At 60.9% G+C, this 18,742-nt stretch carries 15 protein-coding genes and 2 tRNA genes; 7 read left to right on the top strand and 10 right to left on the bottom strand.

What is annotated here, in order from left to right:
* Positions 1-55: 55 nt before the first annotated feature.
* Complete coding sequence (locus tag G489_RS0100565) at positions 56-880, top strand: hypothetical protein (RefSeq protein WP_029039868.1); 825 nt, start codon at positions 56-58, stop codon at positions 878-880.
* A gap of 114 nt (positions 881-994) precedes the next feature.
* Positions 995-1,070, top strand: a tRNA-Lys gene (locus G489_RS0100560).
* Positions 1,071-1,365: 295 nt separating this feature from the next.
* Here the strand turns inward: G489_RS0100560 and G489_RS0100555 are convergent.
* The 3 genes from G489_RS0100555 to G489_RS0100545 form a co-directional block, all read right to left on the bottom strand.
* Positions 1,366-1,439: transfer RNA gene (locus tag G489_RS0100555), tRNA-Cys, on the bottom strand.
* A gap of 98 nt (positions 1,440-1,537) precedes the next feature.
* The gene (locus G489_RS0100550; protein WP_155889270.1) at positions 1,538-2,110 is read right to left on the bottom strand and encodes a hypothetical protein; all 573 of its coding nucleotides are present in this window, start codon (positions 2,108-2,110) and stop codon (positions 1,538-1,540) included.
* A gap of 159 nt (positions 2,111-2,269) precedes the next feature.
* Positions 2,270-2,707 carry an FKBP-type peptidyl-prolyl cis-trans isomerase gene (locus tag G489_RS0100545; RefSeq protein WP_029039866.1) on the bottom strand — a complete coding sequence of 146 codons (438 nt, stop codon included), beginning with the start codon at positions 2,705-2,707 and terminating at the stop codon, positions 2,270-2,272.
* Between the two features lie 308 nt (positions 2,708-3,015).
* Between G489_RS0100545 and G489_RS0100540 the strand changes: the two genes are divergently transcribed.
* From G489_RS0100540 to G489_RS0100520, 4 genes are all read left to right on the top strand, one after another.
* Entirely contained in the window at positions 3,016-3,444 is a 429-nt protein-coding gene (locus tag G489_RS0100540) for a DUF1801 domain-containing protein (RefSeq protein ID WP_029039865.1), read from the top strand.
* Positions 3,445-3,470: 26 nt separating this feature from the next.
* The gene (locus tag G489_RS0100535; protein WP_035871103.1) at positions 3,471-3,953 is read left to right on the top strand and encodes an SRPBCC family protein; all 483 of its coding nucleotides are present in this window, start codon (positions 3,471-3,473) and stop codon (positions 3,951-3,953) included.
* A 385-nt stretch (positions 3,954-4,338) separates the two neighbouring features.
* The gene (locus G489_RS0100525) at positions 4,339-5,802 is read left to right on the top strand and encodes an AMP nucleosidase (protein ID WP_029039863.1); all 1,464 of its coding nucleotides are present in this window, start codon (positions 4,339-4,341) and stop codon (positions 5,800-5,802) included.
* Between the two features lie 86 nt (positions 5,803-5,888).
* Positions 5,889-6,167 carry a YrhK family protein gene (locus G489_RS0100520; protein ID WP_029039862.1) on the top strand — a complete coding sequence of 93 codons (279 nt, stop codon included), beginning with the start codon at positions 5,889-5,891 and terminating at the stop codon, positions 6,165-6,167.
* Between the two features lie 9 nt (positions 6,168-6,176).
* On the opposite strand, the gene G489_RS0100515 is transcribed toward G489_RS0100520, so the two are convergent.
* From G489_RS0100515 to aspS, 5 genes are all read right to left on the bottom strand, one after another.
* Entirely contained in the window at positions 6,177-8,471 is a 2,295-nt protein-coding gene (locus G489_RS0100515) for an NADP-dependent malic enzyme (protein WP_029039861.1), read from the bottom strand.
* Positions 8,472-8,629: 158 nt separating this feature from the next.
* Entirely contained in the window at positions 8,630-10,231 is a 1,602-nt protein-coding gene (locus G489_RS21485) for an EAL domain-containing protein (protein WP_051332161.1), read from the bottom strand.
* A gap of 57 nt (positions 10,232-10,288) precedes the next feature.
* On the bottom strand, positions 10,289-11,173 hold the full coding sequence (speE, locus tag G489_RS0100505) for a polyamine aminopropyltransferase (RefSeq protein WP_035871102.1): 885 nt from the start codon (positions 11,171-11,173) through the stop codon (positions 10,289-10,291).
* Between the two features lie 84 nt (positions 11,174-11,257).
* Positions 11,258-11,671: an adenosylmethionine decarboxylase gene (speD, locus tag G489_RS0100500; RefSeq protein ID WP_342667625.1), complete on the bottom strand. Its 414-nt coding sequence runs from the start codon at positions 11,669-11,671 to the stop codon at positions 11,258-11,260.
* 215 nt (positions 11,672-11,886) lie between these two features.
* Positions 11,887-13,656, bottom strand: coding sequence for an aspartate--tRNA ligase (gene aspS, locus G489_RS0100495; protein ID WP_029039858.1), 1,770 nt, complete (start codon positions 13,654-13,656; stop codon positions 11,887-11,889).
* Between the two features lie 167 nt (positions 13,657-13,823).
* On the opposite strand from aspS, the gene rnd reads away from it, so the two are divergent.
* Positions 13,824-14,990 carry a ribonuclease D gene (gene rnd, locus G489_RS0100490; RefSeq protein ID WP_029039857.1) on the top strand — a complete coding sequence of 389 codons (1,167 nt, stop codon included), beginning with the start codon at positions 13,824-13,826 and terminating at the stop codon, positions 14,988-14,990.
* Here rnd and G489_RS0100485 read toward each other — a convergent pair.
* On the bottom strand, positions 14,974-16,518 hold the full coding sequence (locus G489_RS0100485) for a Ppx/GppA phosphatase family protein (RefSeq protein ID WP_051332160.1): 1,545 nt from the start codon (positions 16,516-16,518) through the stop codon (positions 14,974-14,976). The two genes, rnd and G489_RS0100485, sit on opposite strands and share 17 nt — an antisense overlap.
* Positions 16,515-18,710: an RNA degradosome polyphosphate kinase gene (locus tag G489_RS18495; RefSeq protein WP_051332159.1), complete on the bottom strand. Its 2,196-nt coding sequence runs from the start codon at positions 18,708-18,710 to the stop codon at positions 16,515-16,517. Before G489_RS18495 ends, G489_RS0100485 begins: the two co-directional genes overlap by 4 nt.
* Between the last annotated feature and the right edge of the window lie 32 nt (positions 18,711-18,742).

The raw sequence follows: 18,742 nt of genomic DNA, 5'->3' as shown, positions 1-18,742 counted from the left end.
AAATCGATAGTAAACTGAATCAGCAACGATTCGCAGGCGCTTGACGGAGAGAAGCTTGGCGACCCGCCACAAGAAGAGCACCGAGAAGAAGGATTTCATGCGCTGGGGTGTTGCTGCAGTCGCATCGGTTGCGCTCGCGGTGATGTCGACCAACCTTGCCGCCTATCTGCCGGAGAACTGGCTGGTTGGCCTGCACGCAACCCGCATCGAGACCGGCAACATGGTGGGCATGAAGGCCGAAGTCGACCGCATGCGTATCGAACTGGCCCGCGCCGAACGCACCAATGCGGTACTCAACACACGCGTTTCGCTGATGGAAGACAATCGGACCAACTTTGCCCGCCGGGTCGGCGCGCTCGAGTTGAGCATCCCGATGCTTCTCGAATCGCTCCCTCCCGACGCAGACCTCGACTACAATCTGTTGACCGCTGCGATCGGCGAGGACCTGCTGTCGGAAACCAGGGAAGTGGAAGGCGGCATTCTGGTGGTCAAACGCAGCCCGATGTTCCCCAGTGAAGAAGAACTGGCCGCGGCCAATGCCGCGCGCACTCAGCCCATGCCGGATAGCCTCGACGCGGTACGCGGACCGCTCCGCGAATTCGATGGTCACAGCGTCGGGCTCGTCATCGGCGCCCCGGTTGCGCCCGGCGACGCGCCGGCGGCATGGCAGGCGATCCGCCAGGATGTCGGTGGACTGCTGATCGGCCTCGATCCGCTTCTCGACCCCAAGCTGAGCGAGGAAGGCGAAACCCGGTTGATTGCCGGCCCCGTCGCCAGCCTTGCGGAAGCCGAGCGGCTTTGCGCCGAAATCGGTCGCGCCGAACTCCAATGCAGCACCGCCGACTATGCCGGCGTCAGCCTGCCCTCACCGGCCCGCTAACCACATCCAATTTTCTGGCCCATTCCGCGCCATACCGGTTGACACCGGGACGCTCCCGGCTATTGTCCGCGCGAATTCGCCGGGCGGGCTTTCGGGTCCCAGGCGACACCCCGGGCGCCCGTAGCTCAGCTGGTAGAGCATCCGACTTTTAATCGGCAGGTCGAAGGTTCGAATCCTTCCGGGCGCACCACTTCGAATTCGGCTGGCCATCGGCCAATCGAACGATCCAGTGAACCATTCGAAGATGAGAAGGCCACGAGCGCTTCGCTCGAATGGCTTCAACTCCCCATTGCGGCATAGAAACGTGCCCTCGTCCTTCGAGACTCGGTACTCGACTTCGGCCCGGTCCCTAGACCAGCTCAGGATGAGGGCTGAGACAGCTGCGGCGTTCCAACTGATCGTCCTCTCCATGCAGACCGGTGCCGATCCGCGCGTCATCGCAGGCAATTCCTGCAACGCTGTCGGCATTCAATCTGAAAGGAAAGTGGAGGCCACGCCCGGAATCGAACCGAGGTACACGGATTTGCAATCCGCTGCGTAACCACTCCGCCACGTAGCCCCACTGCCCCGTTCCCTATCACGGTGCCGTGATCAGGAAAACCGGTTGCGGCCGAAGTTGTAGACTTTGGTTAAAAATCAATCGGAACAGGTGATTGGCTATTTTCCATCTGGTGAAAGTACATCACCAAATTGGGCTATGCGCTGCTTCCAGAAAGCCCGCGCCGGTTCGATCATTCTTTCTGTATTCAACTTCTCATGCCCGATCCCGAGCTGGCATTTTTCACCTGAAGTCTTGTTCATGCCGGCAGTCACCTGGCTGCCGTCGGAGAGACGGACCCGCCAGTAATACCACTTCTCCGTTTCCGTGACGTTGGGTTCGTCGACGACGGAGACGCCATCGACACGGTCGAGATCCGCATTGAACTCGACCCAGGCGGCAAACACATCATGGCTTGAGCGCCAGAACGTCTTGTTGACCGACACGGAGAAGTCACCGTCGCAATTCTGGCCTGGCACGCGCCGGCCGATCTCCTGCTCATAGGCGACAGTGATGGTCTGCGCCCACCACATGCTCGCCTCGCCGGTCTTTCCGATCCGCTCGGCGATTTCCTTATGCGGCATGCCCCGGGCACCGATGCTGTCGAGCCAGGTTACCCAGGCTTCAAAGCTCTTGCCCGTCGCTTCGCGAACCTTTCCGATGTTTTCCCGCGTTACGGCCATCGGCAGCACCTCCGACGCACAAACGGCGCCACCGGCCCTTCGATCATCCACCGATGACCAATCGCGCCGGCCAGCGCCGCTGGCGGTTCAAACCGTTTATATCGCGGTCCGTCCTGCATCCGGCCAGTCTAGTCCGCTGGCACCGCGCAGAAAAGGCGCTCAATGGGCCTACGCGGCCTGGACGATCTCGACGACCTCGACATCGAACACCAGGTCCTTGCCCGCGAGCGGGTGGTTGGCATCGACAGTCACTTCATCGTCCTTGGCTTCGACGACGGTAAGAGTGAGCTGGCCACCCTCTTTGGTCGTTGCCTGAAGCTGCAGGCCGGGTTGCAGGTCGATCTCTTCGGGGATCATGGTGCGCGGCACGTTCTGGACCTGGGCTTCCTCGCGCTCGCCATAGGCTTGCGCTGCGGGAACCGTAACCGTGGCCTTTTCGCCTTCGGCCATGCCCTCGACCTGCTTTTCAAGGCCGGTGATGATCTGTCCGGCACCGAGCTGGAACTGGAGCGGTTCGCCGCCGACCGAGCTGTCGAACTGCGTGCCATCCGTCAGCTTGCCGGTGTAATGAATGCGGACGGTATCGCCCGGCTTGGCTTGCGTCATGGGTGAATTCCTTTGTTGTGTATTGAGCCGCATCGAGCACGCAAATGAATCAATCGCCCGACAACTCTTTGGGGCGCCTCTTGCCCCACGCCCAAGCGTGGAACATGCGACTGGCAATGTAAAATCTGGGAAAGTCGTTGTTTCCCAACGGCTTGCGACTCGCCTTTCCGCGTCATTGCCACATTCTGGCAAGCCGAAATTGTCCACCCGATCCACTGGATCGACGGCGACAGCGTTCATTCGAACATTTGAGGTGGTTTGACTTCAACCCCCGGGCATGAATGAATCTCGCCGATCCGGAGTGTGCCATGGCGAAATCGCAGAACAAGACCCAGCAAACCGAGTCCAGCGTTGCCGACTTTCTCAACGCCATCGAGGATGACACCAAGCGGGCAGATGCCTGGCGGATCGACGAGATCATGCGCGAGATCACCGGTGAAGACGCGAAGATGTGGGGCGCCGCAATCGTCGGTTATGGCCGCTATCACTACAAATATGAGAGTGGCCGCGAAGGCGATTTCATGATCGCCGGTTTCTCACCCCGCAAGGCCAATCTGACTCTCTACATCATGGCCGGTTTTTCGACCTATGAGAAACTGTTGGAAAAGCTGGGCAAGCACAAGACCGGCAAATCCTGCCTTTATGTCAAACGCCTGTCGGATATCGATGAATCCGTTCTAAGGGCCATGATCGCGGAATCCGTGGCCTATATGCGCGATAAATACCCCACCGACTGAACCAGCACAGCCGAACGGACCCAGCCATGCCTACCCTCACCATCACAGAGCACTTCGAGGCGCCGCCGGCCCTGGCCTTCGAAGCCCTTTCGGACTTTCCCAATGCCGCTGATATCGTGACGGGAATTCAAAAGGTCGAGATGCTGACGGACGGGCCCGTTGGCGTTGGCACGCGGTTCCGCGAAACCCGGATCATGTTTGGCCGGGAAGCCAGCGAAACCATGGAAGTCACGGCCTTTGATCCGCCGGCGGGCATCACGCTCGAGGCCGAAAGCCACGGCACCCATTACCGCTCGATCTATGCCTTGTCCGCTCTCGATGGCGGGACCAGCGTCGCCATGACGTTCGAGGCTACGCCGAAGACTTTCATGGCGCGGCTTCTTTCGGTGGTGTTCTCGGGCATGATCAAGTCGATGGCCAAGATGATGCACACGGATCTGCGCGAGGCTGCTCAATATGCGAAACAGCGCGCACGAGAACAGCTGCAGCAAGCGGGGGGTGAGGGATAACTGTCTGGAAGACAAAAGAAATGCCGCGACCGGGCATTCAAGTCGCGGCACTCCCTGTGAGGTCAGGTGCCGCCGCTGACCACTGGTTGAGGGCTGCAGAGGGGACGCGGCCAGCAGCGGCTGTCACGTGCTGTTCGAGTAGAGATTCAGGGACGCCCCGAACAGCCGCGTGAGTTGAATATGGACCCCAAATTTGCCGGGAGAAGGGCCTTCACCGTAACGTGATCAAATCGCCCGGTTCTGCCCGATCCTCCCAGCGGTGACGGCCCGCCTGTTTAATCGGTGCCATCAGGGTGCCAAATCTGATATTAGACCAAACGGTCAAATACTTGATGGACGAATACTCGATGACCGAATTCTCGATCACCATTTCCTTGGAGCCCGTATGTCGCTGATAAAGCCCGAACACTTGCCGATGCGCGCGTTTGACGATCCGGAAGCCGCCTTCGACTACATTCTCGAGATTTATGAGCGCAATACCTCCTTTATCCGGGACATGGTCAAACGGCTTGTCGAGGGCGAAACGCCAACTGGCCGGGTACGGGCGACTTATCCCAAGGTCCGCGTCACTTCGACCAGCTTTCAAAAGCAGTCGTCCCGCCTGCCTTTCGGCTTTTTGCATTCGCCCGGGCTCTACGAAACCACCATTACGAATCCCGCCCTGTTCAAAACATACCTTCTGGAACAGCTTTCGCTCATCCGTAGTAACCACGAGTGCCCGATCGAAGTCGGAGAATCCGATACACCGATCCCTGTCCACTTTGCGCTCCGGCCCAATGAAGAACTCAACGGCGAAGCGATCGCTGCGGCCAATGTCCCGATACGCGACATCTTCGATACCCCCGACCTGACCCACACGGATGATGAGATTGCCAACGGCACCTTCATTCCCGAGCCGGGCGGCCCCTACCCGCTTGCGGCCTTCACCGGTCCGCGCGTCGATTATTCACTGCAGCGCCTCGCGCATTACACGGCAACCGAGCCGGACCACTTCCAGAACTTCGTGATCTTCACGAACTACGGTTTCTACGTGGACGAGTTCGCCCGCATTGCCCGCGAATGGGTGAGCGAGGGCCACGATCACTACACGGCCTTTGTCGAGCCCGGGAACGTCGTCACGACCCGTAAGGGCTTGACAGGCAAGGCACCACCGCGCCAGCCGCAAATGCCGGCCTACCACCTAGTGGCAGACCGCGCCCGCGGGATCACCATGGTCAATATCGGCGTCGGCCCGTCCAACGCCAAAACGATCACCGATCACATCGCGGTTCTCAGGCCCCATGCCTGGATCATGCTCGGCCACTGCGCCGGCCTGCGTTCGTCCCAGGCGCTGGGCGACTATGTGCTGGCCCACGCCTATGTGCGCGAGGATCATGTGCTCGACGACGACCTGCCGCTCTCCGTGCCGATCCCTGCGCTGGCCGAAGTCCAGGTCGCGATGGAACGTGCCGTGGCCGACGTCACCCATCTCGAAGGCATCGAGACCAAGGCCATCATGCGCACGGGCACCGTCGCCTCGATTGACAATCGCAATTGGGAGCTGCGCGACCAGAAGGAGATCGTGCGCCGCCTCTCCCAGTCCCGCGCCATTGCGCTCGACATGGAAAGCGCCACCATTGCCGCCAACGGCTTCCGCTTCCGCGTGCCCTACGGGACGCTGCTGGCGGTGTCCGACAAGCCGCTGCATGGCGAACTCAAGCTGCCGGGCATGGCCTCGGAGTTCTATCGCACCCAGATCGGCCGGCATCTGCAGATCGGCATCAGGGCGATGGAAATCCTGCGCGATCAGCCTTCGGACAGGCTGCATTCACGCAAGCTGCGCTCGTTTGCGGAAACCGCCTTCCAGTAACGCGCACCGGGTTGGAACCGAGAGCGCCTCGCGTCATTGTTGGCCAGAGAAACCAGCGAAGTGACATCAAGCGAGGAGCCAGCGCGATGAAGCTGTTCGATCCCAAGAACAAGAACCGGTCCGCCGAACACACCCGGATCTATGCCATCTATGAACTCTGGTACACGGTGGTGGACTTCAGCGCTGCCGGCGCGTTCGTCATCGGCAGCGTCTTGTTCTTCTTCGAATCCACCCAGTTCGGGGCGACCTGGCTGTTCCTGATCGGCTCATTGCTGTTCGGCGCCAAGCCGACCATCAGGCTCTTGCGGGAACTGCGTTACCTGCGCATGGGCGAGATCGACAAACTGGCCGAGCTTCACGGCTGAACCTGCGGGTCAGTCGATCTCCACATACCGTTCATTGGCCTCGGAAACAGCCACGGCGGTCATGTTGACGATGCCGCGGCTGGTGACCGACGGCGCCAGGATATGGGCCGGGCGCTCGGTCCCCATCAGAATCGGGCCGACCGGCAGCGCATTGGTCATTTCCTTGACGATGGTCATGGTCAGATTGGCGGCTTCCAGATTGGGGAAGATCATCAGATTGGCTTCGCCCTGCAGCACCGTATCGGGGATATAGCGTTCGCGAAGCTGCTGGTTGAGCGCCAGGTCGCCCTGCATTTCGCCTTCGACCACCATGTTGGGATCGATCGCCTTGAGCTTCTGATAAGCCTCACGCATCTTGTAGGCGCTTTCACCGTCCCGCGAACCGAAGTTCGAATAGCTCATAAGCGCGATACGGGCCTCGAGATTGAAGCGCTTGAGATGCTCGCGCGCCTGCAAAGCGATCCCGACAATCTCGTCTGCGCTCGGATCGATGGTCACATAGGTATCCGAGAAAAAGAACGCGCCCCGCGGCAGGATCAGCAGCGACAGGGCAGACACATCGGTCGCCTGAGGCGCCAGTCCGATGATCGATTTAATGTCGCGCACATGTTTGATGTAGCGGCCTTGCAGCCCGCAGATGAGCGCATCCGCCTCATCGCGCTTCACTGCCAACGCACCGATCACCGTGGTGTTGGTGCGCACGATAGTGCGTGCTGTATCCGGGGTGACGCCCGAGCGGCCGACCAGCGAGTGGAACAGCGAGACATATTCGCGATAGCGCGGATCGTCTTCGGGGTTGATGACCTCGAAATCCTTGCCCGGCGTCAGGTTGAGCGCAAACCGCTCGATCCGGCTTTCGATCACCGCCGGACGACCGATCAGGATCGGGCGGGCGATGCCTTCCTCCAGAAGCACCTGGGTTGCGCGCAACACCCGCTCGTCCTCACCATCCGCGAAGGCGACACGTTTGGGATCGCTCTGGGCCTTGGTGATGATCGGCTTCATCACCATGCCGGATCGGAAGACGAAGCGGTTGAGCCGGTCGTGATAGGCGCCGAAATCCTCGATCGGGCGCTTGGCGACACCCGATTCCATGGCCGCCTTGGCCACGGCCGGCGCGATCTCCAGGATGAGCCGCTGATCGAACGGGCTCGGGATCAGATAGTCGGGTCCGAAACTGGCTGTCTCGCCGGTTGCAGCGGCCTCCAGCACCGGTTCATGCGCCAGCCGGGCAATTGCGCGGACGGCGGCCATCTTCATTTCCTCATTGATCGCCGTGGCACCGGCATCGAGCGCACCGCGAAAGATGAAGGGGAAACAAAGGACATTGTTGACCTGGTTGGGGTAGTCCGAGCGTCCGGTGCAGATCATCGCGTCAGGCCGCGCTTCGCGCGCCAGCTCGGGCATGATCTCGGGGGTCGGGTTGGCCAAAGCCATGATCAGCGGATCCTTGGCCATCTGCTTGAGCATGTCGGGTTTGAGAACGCCCGCGGCACTCAAGCCGATGAAGATGTCCGCATCGGGCATCAGGTCGGCAAGGCTCTCGGCGTCGGTGTCCTGTGCGAAGGACCCCCGCCAACGATCCACTTCCGGCTTGCGGGCCATCGTCACCACGCCTTCGCGGTCAGTGACCCAGATATTCTCGCGTTTGGCTCCAAGACTGATGAGAAGGTTGAGACAGGCGATGGCCGCTGCCCCTGCCCCCGAGGTTACGATCTTGACGTCTTCGATCTTCTTCTTGGCCAGTTCGAGCCCGTTGAGCACCGCCGCAGCAACGATGATTGCCGTACCGTGCTGATCGTCGTGAAAAACAGGGATCGACATGCGCGCCCGCAGCTTTTCCTCGATCTCGAAACAGTCGGGTGCCTTGATGTCTTCGAGATTGATTCCGCCGAAGGTCGGCTCGAGCGGCGCAACCACTTCGACGAACTTGGCCGGATCGGTCTCATCGACCTCGATGTCGAAAACGTCGATCCCGGCAAACTTCTTGAACAGCACCCCCTTGCCTTCCATGACTGGCTTCGAGGCGAGTGCGCCGATAGAGCCGAGCCCCAGAACCGCCGTGCCATTCGAGATCACGGCGACCAGGTTGCCACGCGAGGTGTAGAGAGAGGCTGTATCGGGATCCGCCGCGATCTCCTCGCAGGGCGCAGCCACGCCGGGCGAATAGGCCAGCGCCAGATCCCGCTGGTTGCCCAGTGGTTTGGTCGGGCTGATCTCGAGCTTGCCGGGCTTGGGATAGCGATGGAAGTGCAGCGCGGCTTCGCGCAACGACTGGTTCTGATCGTTGGTTTCCTGGGCCATGACCGGTCCTCTCCGACGCGTCGCCAATATTCGCGGATCGATGGTGATCCGGGTCCCGCTTCAGGCGCAGGCCGCTCCCCGCGCCCACATCAGGGCGGACCTTGTGGTGCCATCAATTATTGAAAAAAGAAAGCGTAACGCGCTGGAATTTTGCCTCTTTAGGCAGCTTGACTGGCGCCGAGCGCGTCGTCCGGTGCAATCGTCTGGTTGGCATTGAGCTGCCGCGCCAGCAGAAGATAGTCCGGCAACGGCAAGGCCGGCGCGAACAGGTACCCTTGCGCGAACACCACGCCATGCGATCTGAGGTAAAGCGCCTGCTCCTCGGTCTCCACCCCTTCGGCGATGATGTCCGTCCCCAGGTCCTTGGCCATGGCGATCAACGCATCAACCACCGGCACGGGCTGGGAGCGCGATTTGATAAGGTCCACGAAAACCTTGTCGATCTTGATGATGTCGATCCCCATGGTCTGGAGATAGGCAAGGTTCGAATGGCCCGTGCCTGCATCATCAAGCGCTACGCGAACGCCAAGACGGTGTAGCTCGGCGATCGTCTGGTTGGCATCGGCCATGTCTTCGAGCGGCTGACGCTCGGTGATCTCGAAGACGAGCTGATCGAATTCGACGCTCGACCCCTCGAAGATCGCCTTCACATCATCGACGATGGTGCCGTCGCGGAAATGGCCCTCGAACAGGTTGATCGAAATCTTGAGGAGGGGTTGCTCCTGGCTCAACGGCTCGAGGTCGTCCCTCACCTGCTCCATGAGCGAAAGCGTCATCGGGATCGCCAATCCGCTCATCTCGGCATATTCGATAAAGGCGCCAGGCGAAATGATTTCGCCGCTGGGTTTCTCCCAGCGGATCAGCACCTCGCATCCGGCGATCTCACCGGTGTTGAGATTGATCACCGGTTGATATCGCGGCTTGAGTTGCCCGGCCATGATCGCCCGCTCGAGGTTGAACACCGGCACATTGGTCCGCCGCACATATTGCAGCGACAGCCACAGGAACGCGGCACTCATCAGGCAGGCCACGAATGTGAACCCGACATCGAGATCGGCATAACCGATCCGCACGGCACCGAACGGGACCGCGGCCTCGACCCGGATCGGCAGCGATCCGGCGATTGCCTCGGCGCGGATATAGCTCGAGCTGTGACGCGATCGCTCGACGAGCTTGGGGTCTCCGAAAGTCGCGATATTGTTGCCATTGGTCAGCGAGATGCGCACCAGCGTGGCGCCGGCGAGCGCCTGCGGATGGCCGAACAGCAATTGCGGATTGACCGGGGTGTAGACCGAAACGAGCTTGCGCGGTCGCACCAGGGCCGAGATCTGCAGGGCCGGTTCGGACTGACCCTCGATCTGCACGACCGTGATGGTCTCTTCGCTGCCCGCGATGCTCACGGTTTCGGACAAGGGCGTGGCGGCGAACCCCTGCCCGAAGGCCTGGCAGAGCTGCACACCGTCATCGCTTGAGACCGCGAACTGGCGCAGGACCTGGCTGGCCTGCAATTCGGTCTGGGTGTTGTTGATGAATGTCGGGGAACACAGCGAAGGCGACTTCTCAAGAACCCGGCGCAAGGCATCGACACCCTCGGCGACTGTCTTTTGGGTTTCGGCGGTCACCGCTTCGACCGCGTCTTGAAGCTGCTCGCTCTCGCGATAATCGACGTAGGTATCGAGGAAATAGTCGACCACCAACACCGGCACGAAAGCCAGGATGGCGCTGACAAGCAGAAGAATATGCGACAGTCGCGCGAACAATGGTGGTCCCGGGGTTCGATTCGTCCCGAACCTTACCCCGTTGGGATTAACGGGCTTTTAACCCTGTTGAAGGCCTTTTTCGATCAGCTCTTCGATGAAACGCGGCAGCGCGAAGGCGCCCGCGTGAACCCGCGGGGTGTAGTAGCGCGTGTCGAACCCGGCCTTGGCAAATCGCTCGGTCAGGACACCAGCGCCCCGGAAGCGGGCCTCGCCGTCATGGCTGGCCCAGCCCATCGCCATGTGCCCCCCGATATAGGTCGGGATCGCTGCCAAATAGGCCGAGGCGTCCGTAAAGCTCTTCTTGAACCGCGAAATCGAGGTCACCAGTTCATCGGCCTGCATGAACGGTACGCCGTTCTGGGTGACCATGATGCCCTTCCCGGTCAGGATGCCGGCACAGGCGTCATAAAAGGCTTGCGAGAAAAGCACTTCACCCGGCCCGATCGGATCAGTGGAATCGACGATGATCACGTCGAATCGCTCATCGGTCTCGGCCACGAATTTCATGCCGTCCGCGATGACGGAATGGAACCGGTCATCCTCGAAAACCGAGGCGTTGAAGACGGAGAAATGGGTTTTGGCGAACTCGATGACCGACGGATCGATTTCGACCTGGGTCAGGTGCTTGACCGATGTATGCTTGAGGACCTGGTTGGCAATGCCGCAGTCCCCGCCGCCGATCACCAGGACCCGTTCGGCGGCGCCATGGGCGAGGATCGGCACATGGGTCATCATCTCGTGATAGATGAACTCGTCCGCCGTCGTGACCTGGGTCACGCCGTCGAGCATGAGCACCCGGCCGAACTTTTCGTTCTCGAACAGGGCCAGATGCTGGAACTCGGTGTCTTCCTCGTAGATCACCTTGTCAGCGCGGAAGGCGTAGCGGGTTGAATCGTACAGCCGTTCCTCGAACCAGCGCTTGTCATCGCCGTTTCCGCTCATCTCGGTTCCCCTTTTTGGACGTTTCCAGGCCCTGAAATGAATGCGGCGCCAAAAGGCGCCGACATTACCGTTTGGCTGGCTTTCTCAGAGCCCCTGGCCGCGCAGTTCCGTGTGAACAGCGACGCGCTTGGCCGAGAAGGCGTCACGCAGAACGTTGACGCATTTTTCGGGCTCTGCGTCTCCGCACATGAAAACGTCAAAGGCCGCATAGCCATTCTCCGGCCAGGTATGGACAGAGATGTGGCTTTCCGCCAGCACGGCCACACCGCTCACGCCCTCGGGCGAGAAATGGTGCAGGTGAATATGCAGCAAGGTCGCTTTCGCTTCCTCGACGCATTTGCGCATGGCCTCTTCGATGTACCCGATGTCGTTGAGACGATCGGCATCGTAGAGGTCAATGATCAAATGGGTGCCAGCGCAACGGATACCATTCTTCTCAATGAAGTGGTCCTTGCGGTCTTCCGGCCTGTCCCCCCAGTTCAGAGTGGAACTGGACACAAAACTGTCTTCCGTCTGGGTGGTGCTTGTTTCCAAGTCCATCCCCAATTGGAAGAGGTGATCTTGCCGCATTGCAGCGCCTCCCCAACCAGTAGATGAAACCCGGTCATGCCGGACCGCGGCTAGATAGTGGGTACGGTATTCACAATCAATAGAAAATCTGTCCCAAAAGGCGCTTTTTTGCGCATGGCCGATCTACGCGGAGCGGTCAGCCCTTATTCCTTGGGCAAATTCAGTTTCAGGTGAAGTTCGCGCAATTGGCGTGCACTGGCCGAATTCGGGGCCCCCATCAACAGGTCTTCGGCCTGCTGGTTCATCGGGAACGCGGTCACTTCGCGCAGATTCTCCTCGCCGCACAACAGCATCACGATGCGGTCGATACCCGGGGCGATCCCGCCATGCGGGGGCGCGCCATACTGCATCGCGCGAAGCATGCCGCCGAACTGCTCTTCGAGTACGGATTCATCGTAGCCCGCAATCTGGAATGCCTTGCGCATGATTTCCGGACGATGATTCCGGATCGCGCCGGAGCTCAGCTCATAGCCGTTGCACACGATATCGTACTGGAAGGCATTGATGGTCAGCGGGTCTTCATTCTCGAGCGCCTCGAGCCCGCCCTGGGGCATGGAGAACGGATTGTGCGAGAAATCGACCTTCTTGTTTTCCTCATCCCACTCGAACATCGGGAAGTCGACGATCCAGCAGAATTTGAACTGGTCGGCATCGACGAGATCGAGATCCCAGCCGACCTTGGTACGCGCGGCGCCGGCAAAACTGGTGAACTGCGACGGCAGGCCGGCGACGAAGAATACCGCATCACCATCCTTGAGCCCAAGCTGCTCGCGGATCGCCGCCGTGCGCTCGGGGCCGATATTCTTGGCCACAGGGCCGGCGCCCTCGCCTTCGCGGAAGAAGATATAGCCAAGGCCCGGCTGGCCCTCGCCCTGCGCCCAGGAATTCATCCGGTCACAGAATGCGCGGCTCCCGCCCCCCGGCGCGGGGATCGCCCAGACCTCGACCTTGGGGTCCTTCTCGATCATCCCGGCAAAGACCTTGAAGCCCGAACCGGCAAAGTGCTCGGTGACGGCTTCCATCTCGATGGGGTTGCGCAGGTCAGGTTTGTCCGACCCGTATTTGCGCATGGCCTCGGCATAGGGGATGCGCGGGAACTGCTGGGTCACCGGCTTGCCTTCACCAAACTCCTCGAACAGGCCACGCAGCACCGGTTCGATCGTCTGGAACACGTCCTCCTGCTCGACAAAACTCATCTCGATATCGAGCTGATAGAATTCTCCGGCGCGGTCGGCGCGGGCGTCTTCATCACGAAAGCACGGCGCGATCTGGAAATAACGGTCGAACCCGGCAATCATCAGGAGCTGCTTGAACTGCTGCGGAGCCTGCGGAAGCGCGTAGAATTTGCCCGGGTGCAGTCGGGCGGGCACCAGGAAGTCGCGCGCGCCCTCGGGGCTCGACGCAGTCAGGATCGGGGTCTGGTATTCGGTAAAACCCTGCTCGACCATGCGGCGGCGCACGGAAGAGACGATCTTCGAGCGCATCACGATGTTTTTGTGCAGGCGTTCGCGGCGCAGATCGAGGAAGCGATAGGTCAGCCGGGTGTCTTCCGGATACTCTTGGTCACCGAACACCGGCATCGGCAACTCGTTGACCGGCCCCAGCACTTCGACCTCGCGGGCGAAGACTTCGATCTCGCCGGTCGGCAGATTGGTGTTTACCGTATCTTCGGTGCGGGCTTTCACCTCGCCATCGATGCGGATCACCCACTCCGCACGCAGGCCCTCAACTGTCTTGAAGGCCGGCGAATCCGGGTCGGCCACGACCTGGGTCACCCCGTAATGGTCGCGCAGATCGACGAACAACACGCCGCCATGGTCACGCACGCGATGGACCCAACCCGAAAGGCGGACGGTGTCGCCCACATTGGCTTTGGTGAGCTGCGCACAGGTGTGGGAGCGATAGCGATGCATGTCGGGGTATCCGCGGTCGGTAATAAGGTTGGAAATCGGTCGGGAAAAGCGCATGTGACGCCCGGTTTGTCAAGCGTTGCGCCCCGAGCTGCGCCGGTTTGCGGCTTGCCATGCAGACAGGCCGGTCTCGACCTGATAGGACAGACGGTCCAACGACAAGGCAGTTCATGCACACGATTACTCAAACGCCCGATCTGGCGGCCTTTTGCGAGCGCGCCGCGAACGCACAATTCATCACGGTCGATACCGAGTTCATGCGCGAATCGACCTATTGGCCCAAGCTCTGTCTCATCCAGATCGCGACCGAAGACGAAGCCGTACTGATCGATCCGATCGCCGGCAAACTCGATTTCGCGCCCCTGCTGGCGCTGTTCGACGACAAGGACGTGGTCAAGGTCTTCCACGCCGCCAAGCAGGACATCGAGATCTTCGTGAAGATGTCCGGGCGTACGCCGAACCCCGTCTTCGACACCCAGGTCGCTGCTGCGGTTTGCGGCTTCGGCGACAGCGTGGCGTACAATTCCATCGTCAAGCAGGTTACCGGCGGCGAGATCGACAAGTCTTCCCGTTTCACTGACTGGTCGCACAGGCCGCTTTCGGAGAAGCAGCAGCGCTATGCGCTCGCCGACGTCACCCATTTGCGCGACGTCTACGAGCATTTGCTGACCGAGCTCGACCGCCAGAAGCGCCATGAATGGGTCGCCGACGAAATGGCCGACCTGATGCGTCCCGAACTCTACCGCGTCGAGCCCGAGGATGCCTGGAAACGGCTCAAGATGAAGGTCAACAAGCCGCTTGAGCTCGCCATCATGCAGGAACTCGCTGCCTGGCGCGAAAGACGCGCCCAGGATCAGGACGTGCCGCGCGGCCGGGTGATGAAGGACGAGGCGATCTTCGAGCTCGCCCAGCAGCAGCCCGCCGACGCCAAGGCTTTCGACCGCCTGCGGTCGTTCTCGCGCGGCTTCGGGCGCTCAGATCAGGCTGCCGACATCATGGCCGTGATTGCCAGGGTGAAGAAGCGCGACAAGACCGAGCTGCCCAAGGTGCCGCGTCGCCCCCGTGGCCCCTCGCCGCGTGGTCCGATCGGCGACCTGATGCGGGTTCTGTTGAAATCGGTTGCCGAGGATGCCGGCGTCGCGCCGCGCGTCATCGCCAGTTCAGACGATATCGATGCCCTGGTCCTCGATGACGAGGCGGACATTCCTGCCATGCATGGCTGGCGCAAGAAGCTGTTCGGCGACCGCGCCCTGGCGATCAAGCACGGCAAGCTGGCCCTGGGCGCTTCGCCCGAAGCCGTCATTCCGATCGAAGTCGATATCAATCCGCCACAATAACGTCGGGCTTGAGATCGAGCGCCGATGCCAGCTGACCAAGCCGCCGCATCATCTTTTCGGCGGCGAGGAACGCCAGCGCGCTGGGCAACACGACCAGCAACTTGCCATCCTCGATCTTCCAGTCGACCTGGTTGAGAACCCCTTCCCGGCCGGCCGACAACAGGAACCCGACCCGCATCGAGGCGCCGAGAAGGCGCGCGCGCTTTCCCGCTTCTTCGCCGCACAGGTCGAGAATCGCCTGTGAGATGCTTTGCTGCTTGAGGCCCATATAGCGCACGGCAAGTGCCTGGGCGAGGAACGCCCGCCCGGGATGATCGATGCCGACAAACGAGCCGAACGCGACCATGTCGACCGCCTGTTCTCCGCGATAGTCAGGATGGCCGCGCCAGCCGATATCGGACAGAAGGCACGCCGCTCGGCGCAAACGTTGGTCCGCCGCAGATTCGAACAGGCCAGCAGCGCGCATGAACCGGCCACAGAACGCATCCAGATCGTCCGCATGGTCAGGGGTCCGGGCGCGCAGGATGGCCAGTTCTCGGCTGGCCTCGATCAGCGGGTCTTCCGCTTTCACCGCATCGGGCAACAGATCGAACAGATAGCCTTCGCGCACGCCAAGCGCCGAGAAGCTCACCTTCTCGAAGCCGCCGGCCCTGAGCACTTCGAGCATCACCACTGCCCCATAGGGCAACAGGGCCCGCCGGCTTGAGCTCAGGGCCTCGGCCCCGTCGACATCATTGCCCTTGGCAGCGGCCTCAACGATCTTTTTGCAAAGATCGGTAATCTCTTCCGCCGAAATCTCATAGTTCTGGATGAGGTGCAGCGGATATTTGCTGCGCATCTGATGCAGCTTGGCGAGCGCCCGCCATGTGCCGCCAATGGCCACGAACCGGGTATCGGGTGCGTCCTGTTTCAGGCGTTCCGCCTTGCCTATCCGCTCCCGGGCGATTTCTGCCGCCTTTTCGAGATCGCCCCCGGAATCGTCCTGTAGCCGGATGGCGCCAAGCGCCAGGGTTTCCCCGGAAATATCATGATGATCGCGCACGGTCGCGATTTCGAGGCTTCCGCCCCCAAGGTCACCCACCAGTCCCGAATGCTCGGGCATGCCGGAGACGACGCCCATGGCCGCGTAGTGGGCCTCTTCGGCGCCCGAAAGCACCTCGACCTTGACGCCCATGATCTCTTCGACGGCTTCGATGAAGCTCGCCCCGTTCGACGCCTCTCGGGTCGCGGCGGTCGCCAGGACATGCACCCTGGCGCGGCTGAGTTCGGCGACAAGAGCAAATCGCCTCAGCGCCACCATGGTGCGCTCGACACTCTTTTCGGAGAGTTCGCCGGTCTCGTTGAGCCCGCGGCCGAGCGCACACGTGGCTTTTTCGTTGTAGAGCGGGGTCAGGGCCCGGCTGTGGCGTTCATAGATCACGAGCCGGACCGAGTTCGAGCCGATATCGAGGACACCGATCGGAGCGGCTTTGTCGATCAGGCCCTGAGCCTTGCCAACGGGCCCTGATTTAACAAGTGAGAGTATCAATCCTCATCCTCGTCACCGGAGTCGTCATGCCCGATCGCGCTGCCGCGTCCGGAGAGCGACGGGTTGGTCATGAAGTACTCATGCGCATTGAACGGCGCGCTGCCTTCCTCGACTTCCAGCCGGCGGGACGTGCCGTCCGGCAGAACCTCCCAGCTCTGCTGATTGTCATTGAGATTCGCCACCATGATTCGGTCAAGGATTTGCCGGTGAACGGTCTCGTTGAAAATTGGCACCAATACCTCCACGCGCCCGTCGAGATTGCGCTGCATCAGGTCCGCCGAAGAGATGAACACCTTGGCCGACCGGCTGGGCATTTCCTGTCCCTGCCCGAAGCAGAAGATCCGCGAATGCTCGAGGAACCGCCCGACGATCGATTTGACCCGGATATTCTCGGAGAAGCCCGGCACGCCAGGCCTGAGGCAACAAATGCCACGCACGACCAGGTCTACCTGCACGCCGGCCTGTGAGGCATCATAAAGTGCATCGATAATCAGCGGATCGACCAGCGAATTCATCTTCATCCAGATCTGGGCCGGCTTGCCTTCGATCGCGTTCTTCTTCTCGGCCTCGATATGCTCGATCAGCGTCGAACGCAGATTGAGCGGCGAGACTGCGATATTCTCGAGGTCGCTCGGGCGAGCATAACCGGTGACGAAGTTGAACACGCGCGCCACATCCCGGCAGATCGCCGGATTGACGGTGAAATAGCTCAGATCGGTGTAAATCTTGGCCGTGATCGGGTGATAGTTCCCCGTGCCGATATGGCAGTAGGAGACGAGCTTGCCCTTTTCGCGCCGCACCACCTGGCTCAGCTTTGCGTGGGTCTTGAGGTCGATAAAGCCGAACACGACCTGCACGCCGGCGCGTTCAAGGTCGCGCGCCCAGCGGATATTCGCCTCCTCGTCGAACCGCGCCTTGAGTTCGACGAGCGCGGTTACCGACTTGCCGGCCTCTGCGGCCACTACAAGCGCCTTGACGATCGGGCTGTCCTTCGAGGTCCGGTAAAGCGTCTGCTTGATCGCCACTACATCGGGATCGCTGGCGGCCTGACGGACGAACTGCGCCACAACATCGAAGCTCTCATAGGGGTGGTGGACGACAATGTCCTTTTGCTGGATCGCGGCAAAACAATCCCCGCCATGGTCGCGGATACGCTCGGGAAAGCGGGCATTGAACGGCTTGAATTTGAGGTCGTTCCGTTCGAGCGAGCAGATCGCGGAGGCATCGGCCAGTCCGAGGAAACCCTCCACCTCGAACGTGTCTTCGGCGACAACGCCCAGCTCTTCGGCGATCAGAAGCCGCAACGAGCGCGGCATGGACTTGTCGATCTCGAGCCGGATCACCTGGCCCCGGCGCCGCTGCCGCAGCGCGGATTCGAACTCCACCACAAGGTCTTCGGCTTCGTCGTCGATTTCGATTTCGCTGTCGCGGATGACCCGGAAACCGCCCGACCCGACAATCTCGTATCCGGGGAACATGCCCCGGAAGAACAGGTTGATCAGCGTCTCGATGGTGACGAACTCGGTCTTGCCTTCATTGGTCAGTTCAGGCGGCAGGAAGATGAAACGGTCGAGATTGGAAGGCACGCGCACAAGCGCGGTCAGGTGTGAACCGTCATCCACACGCGTCAGCTGGAAGGCCAGCGAGAAGCCGAGATTGGGAATGAAGGGGAACGGATGCGCCGGATCGACCGCCATGGGGGTGAGCACCGGAAACACTTCCTCGTGGAAGAGCTGATCGAGGAACTCAAGCTGCCTGGGCCCGAGCGTATCGGCCTCCAGCATGACGATGTCGTTCTGCGCCAGTTCCTCGCGCAGATATTGCCAATGGTCCTGCTGTTCGAGATGCAGGTGCTGGGCGAGCGTCGCAATCTCCTCGAGCTGCTCGGCGGCACTCATGCCATCGGCACTCAAACTGGTGATACCGGCCCGCAACTGTCCCTTGAGGCCGGCCACGCGCACCATGAAGAACTCGTCGAGATTGCTCGCCGAGATCGAAACGAACCGCAACCGCTCCAGCAGCGGATGATCGGCATTGCCGGCTTCTTCGAGCACGCGCATGTTGAACTGAAGCCAGGACACTTCGCGGTTGACGAAGCGAGCCGGGCTTTCCTTGAGGGCAGCCACGTCGGGTGAAAGACCACCGTCCTGGGTGGCGGGTTCCATGCTCGTATCGATCTCGAATTCGGACATATCGGCCTGTTTCGGTTATGGCCGGTCCGGGA

Origin of the sequence: Cucumibacter marinus DSM 18995, from assembly GCF_000429865.1 — a bacterium.
GTDB lineage: Bacteria > Pseudomonadota > Alphaproteobacteria > Rhizobiales > Devosiaceae > Cucumibacter > Cucumibacter marinus.
This window is presented reverse-complemented; position numbering and strand designations above follow the sequence as displayed.

Bases quoted from the DNA above. Each gene is read 5' to 3' on its own strand.
- G489_RS0100520 (WP_029039862.1), top strand. From the start codon at position 5,889: ATGAAGCTGTTCGATCCCAAGAACAAGAACCGGTCCGCCGAACACACC.
- G489_RS18495 (WP_051332159.1), bottom strand. From the start codon at position 18,710: ATGTCCGAATTCGAGATCGATACGAGCATGGAACCCGCCACCCAGGAC.
- G489_RS0100540 (WP_029039865.1), top strand. From the start codon at position 3,016: ATGGCGAAATCGCAGAACAAGACCCAGCAAACCGAGTCCAGCGTTGCC.
- speE (WP_035871102.1), bottom strand. From the start codon at position 11,173: ATGAGCGGAAACGGCGATGACAAGCGCTGGTTCGAGGAACGGCTGTAC.
- G489_RS0100545 (WP_029039866.1), bottom strand. From the start codon at position 2,707: ATGACGCAAGCCAAGCCGGGCGATACCGTCCGCATTCATTACACCGGC.
- rnd (WP_029039857.1), top strand. From the start codon at position 13,824: ATGCACACGATTACTCAAACGCCCGATCTGGCGGCCTTTTGCGAGCGC.
- aspS (WP_029039858.1), bottom strand. From the start codon at position 13,656: ATGCATCGCTATCGCTCCCACACCTGTGCGCAGCTCACCAAAGCCAAT.
- G489_RS0100535 (WP_035871103.1), top strand. From the start codon at position 3,471: ATGCCTACCCTCACCATCACAGAGCACTTCGAGGCGCCGCCGGCCCTG.
- G489_RS0100515 (WP_029039861.1), bottom strand. From the start codon at position 8,471: ATGGCCCAGGAAACCAACGATCAGAACCAGTCGTTGCGCGAAGCCGCG.
- G489_RS0100525 (WP_029039863.1), top strand. From the start codon at position 4,339: ATGTCGCTGATAAAGCCCGAACACTTGCCGATGCGCGCGTTTGACGAT.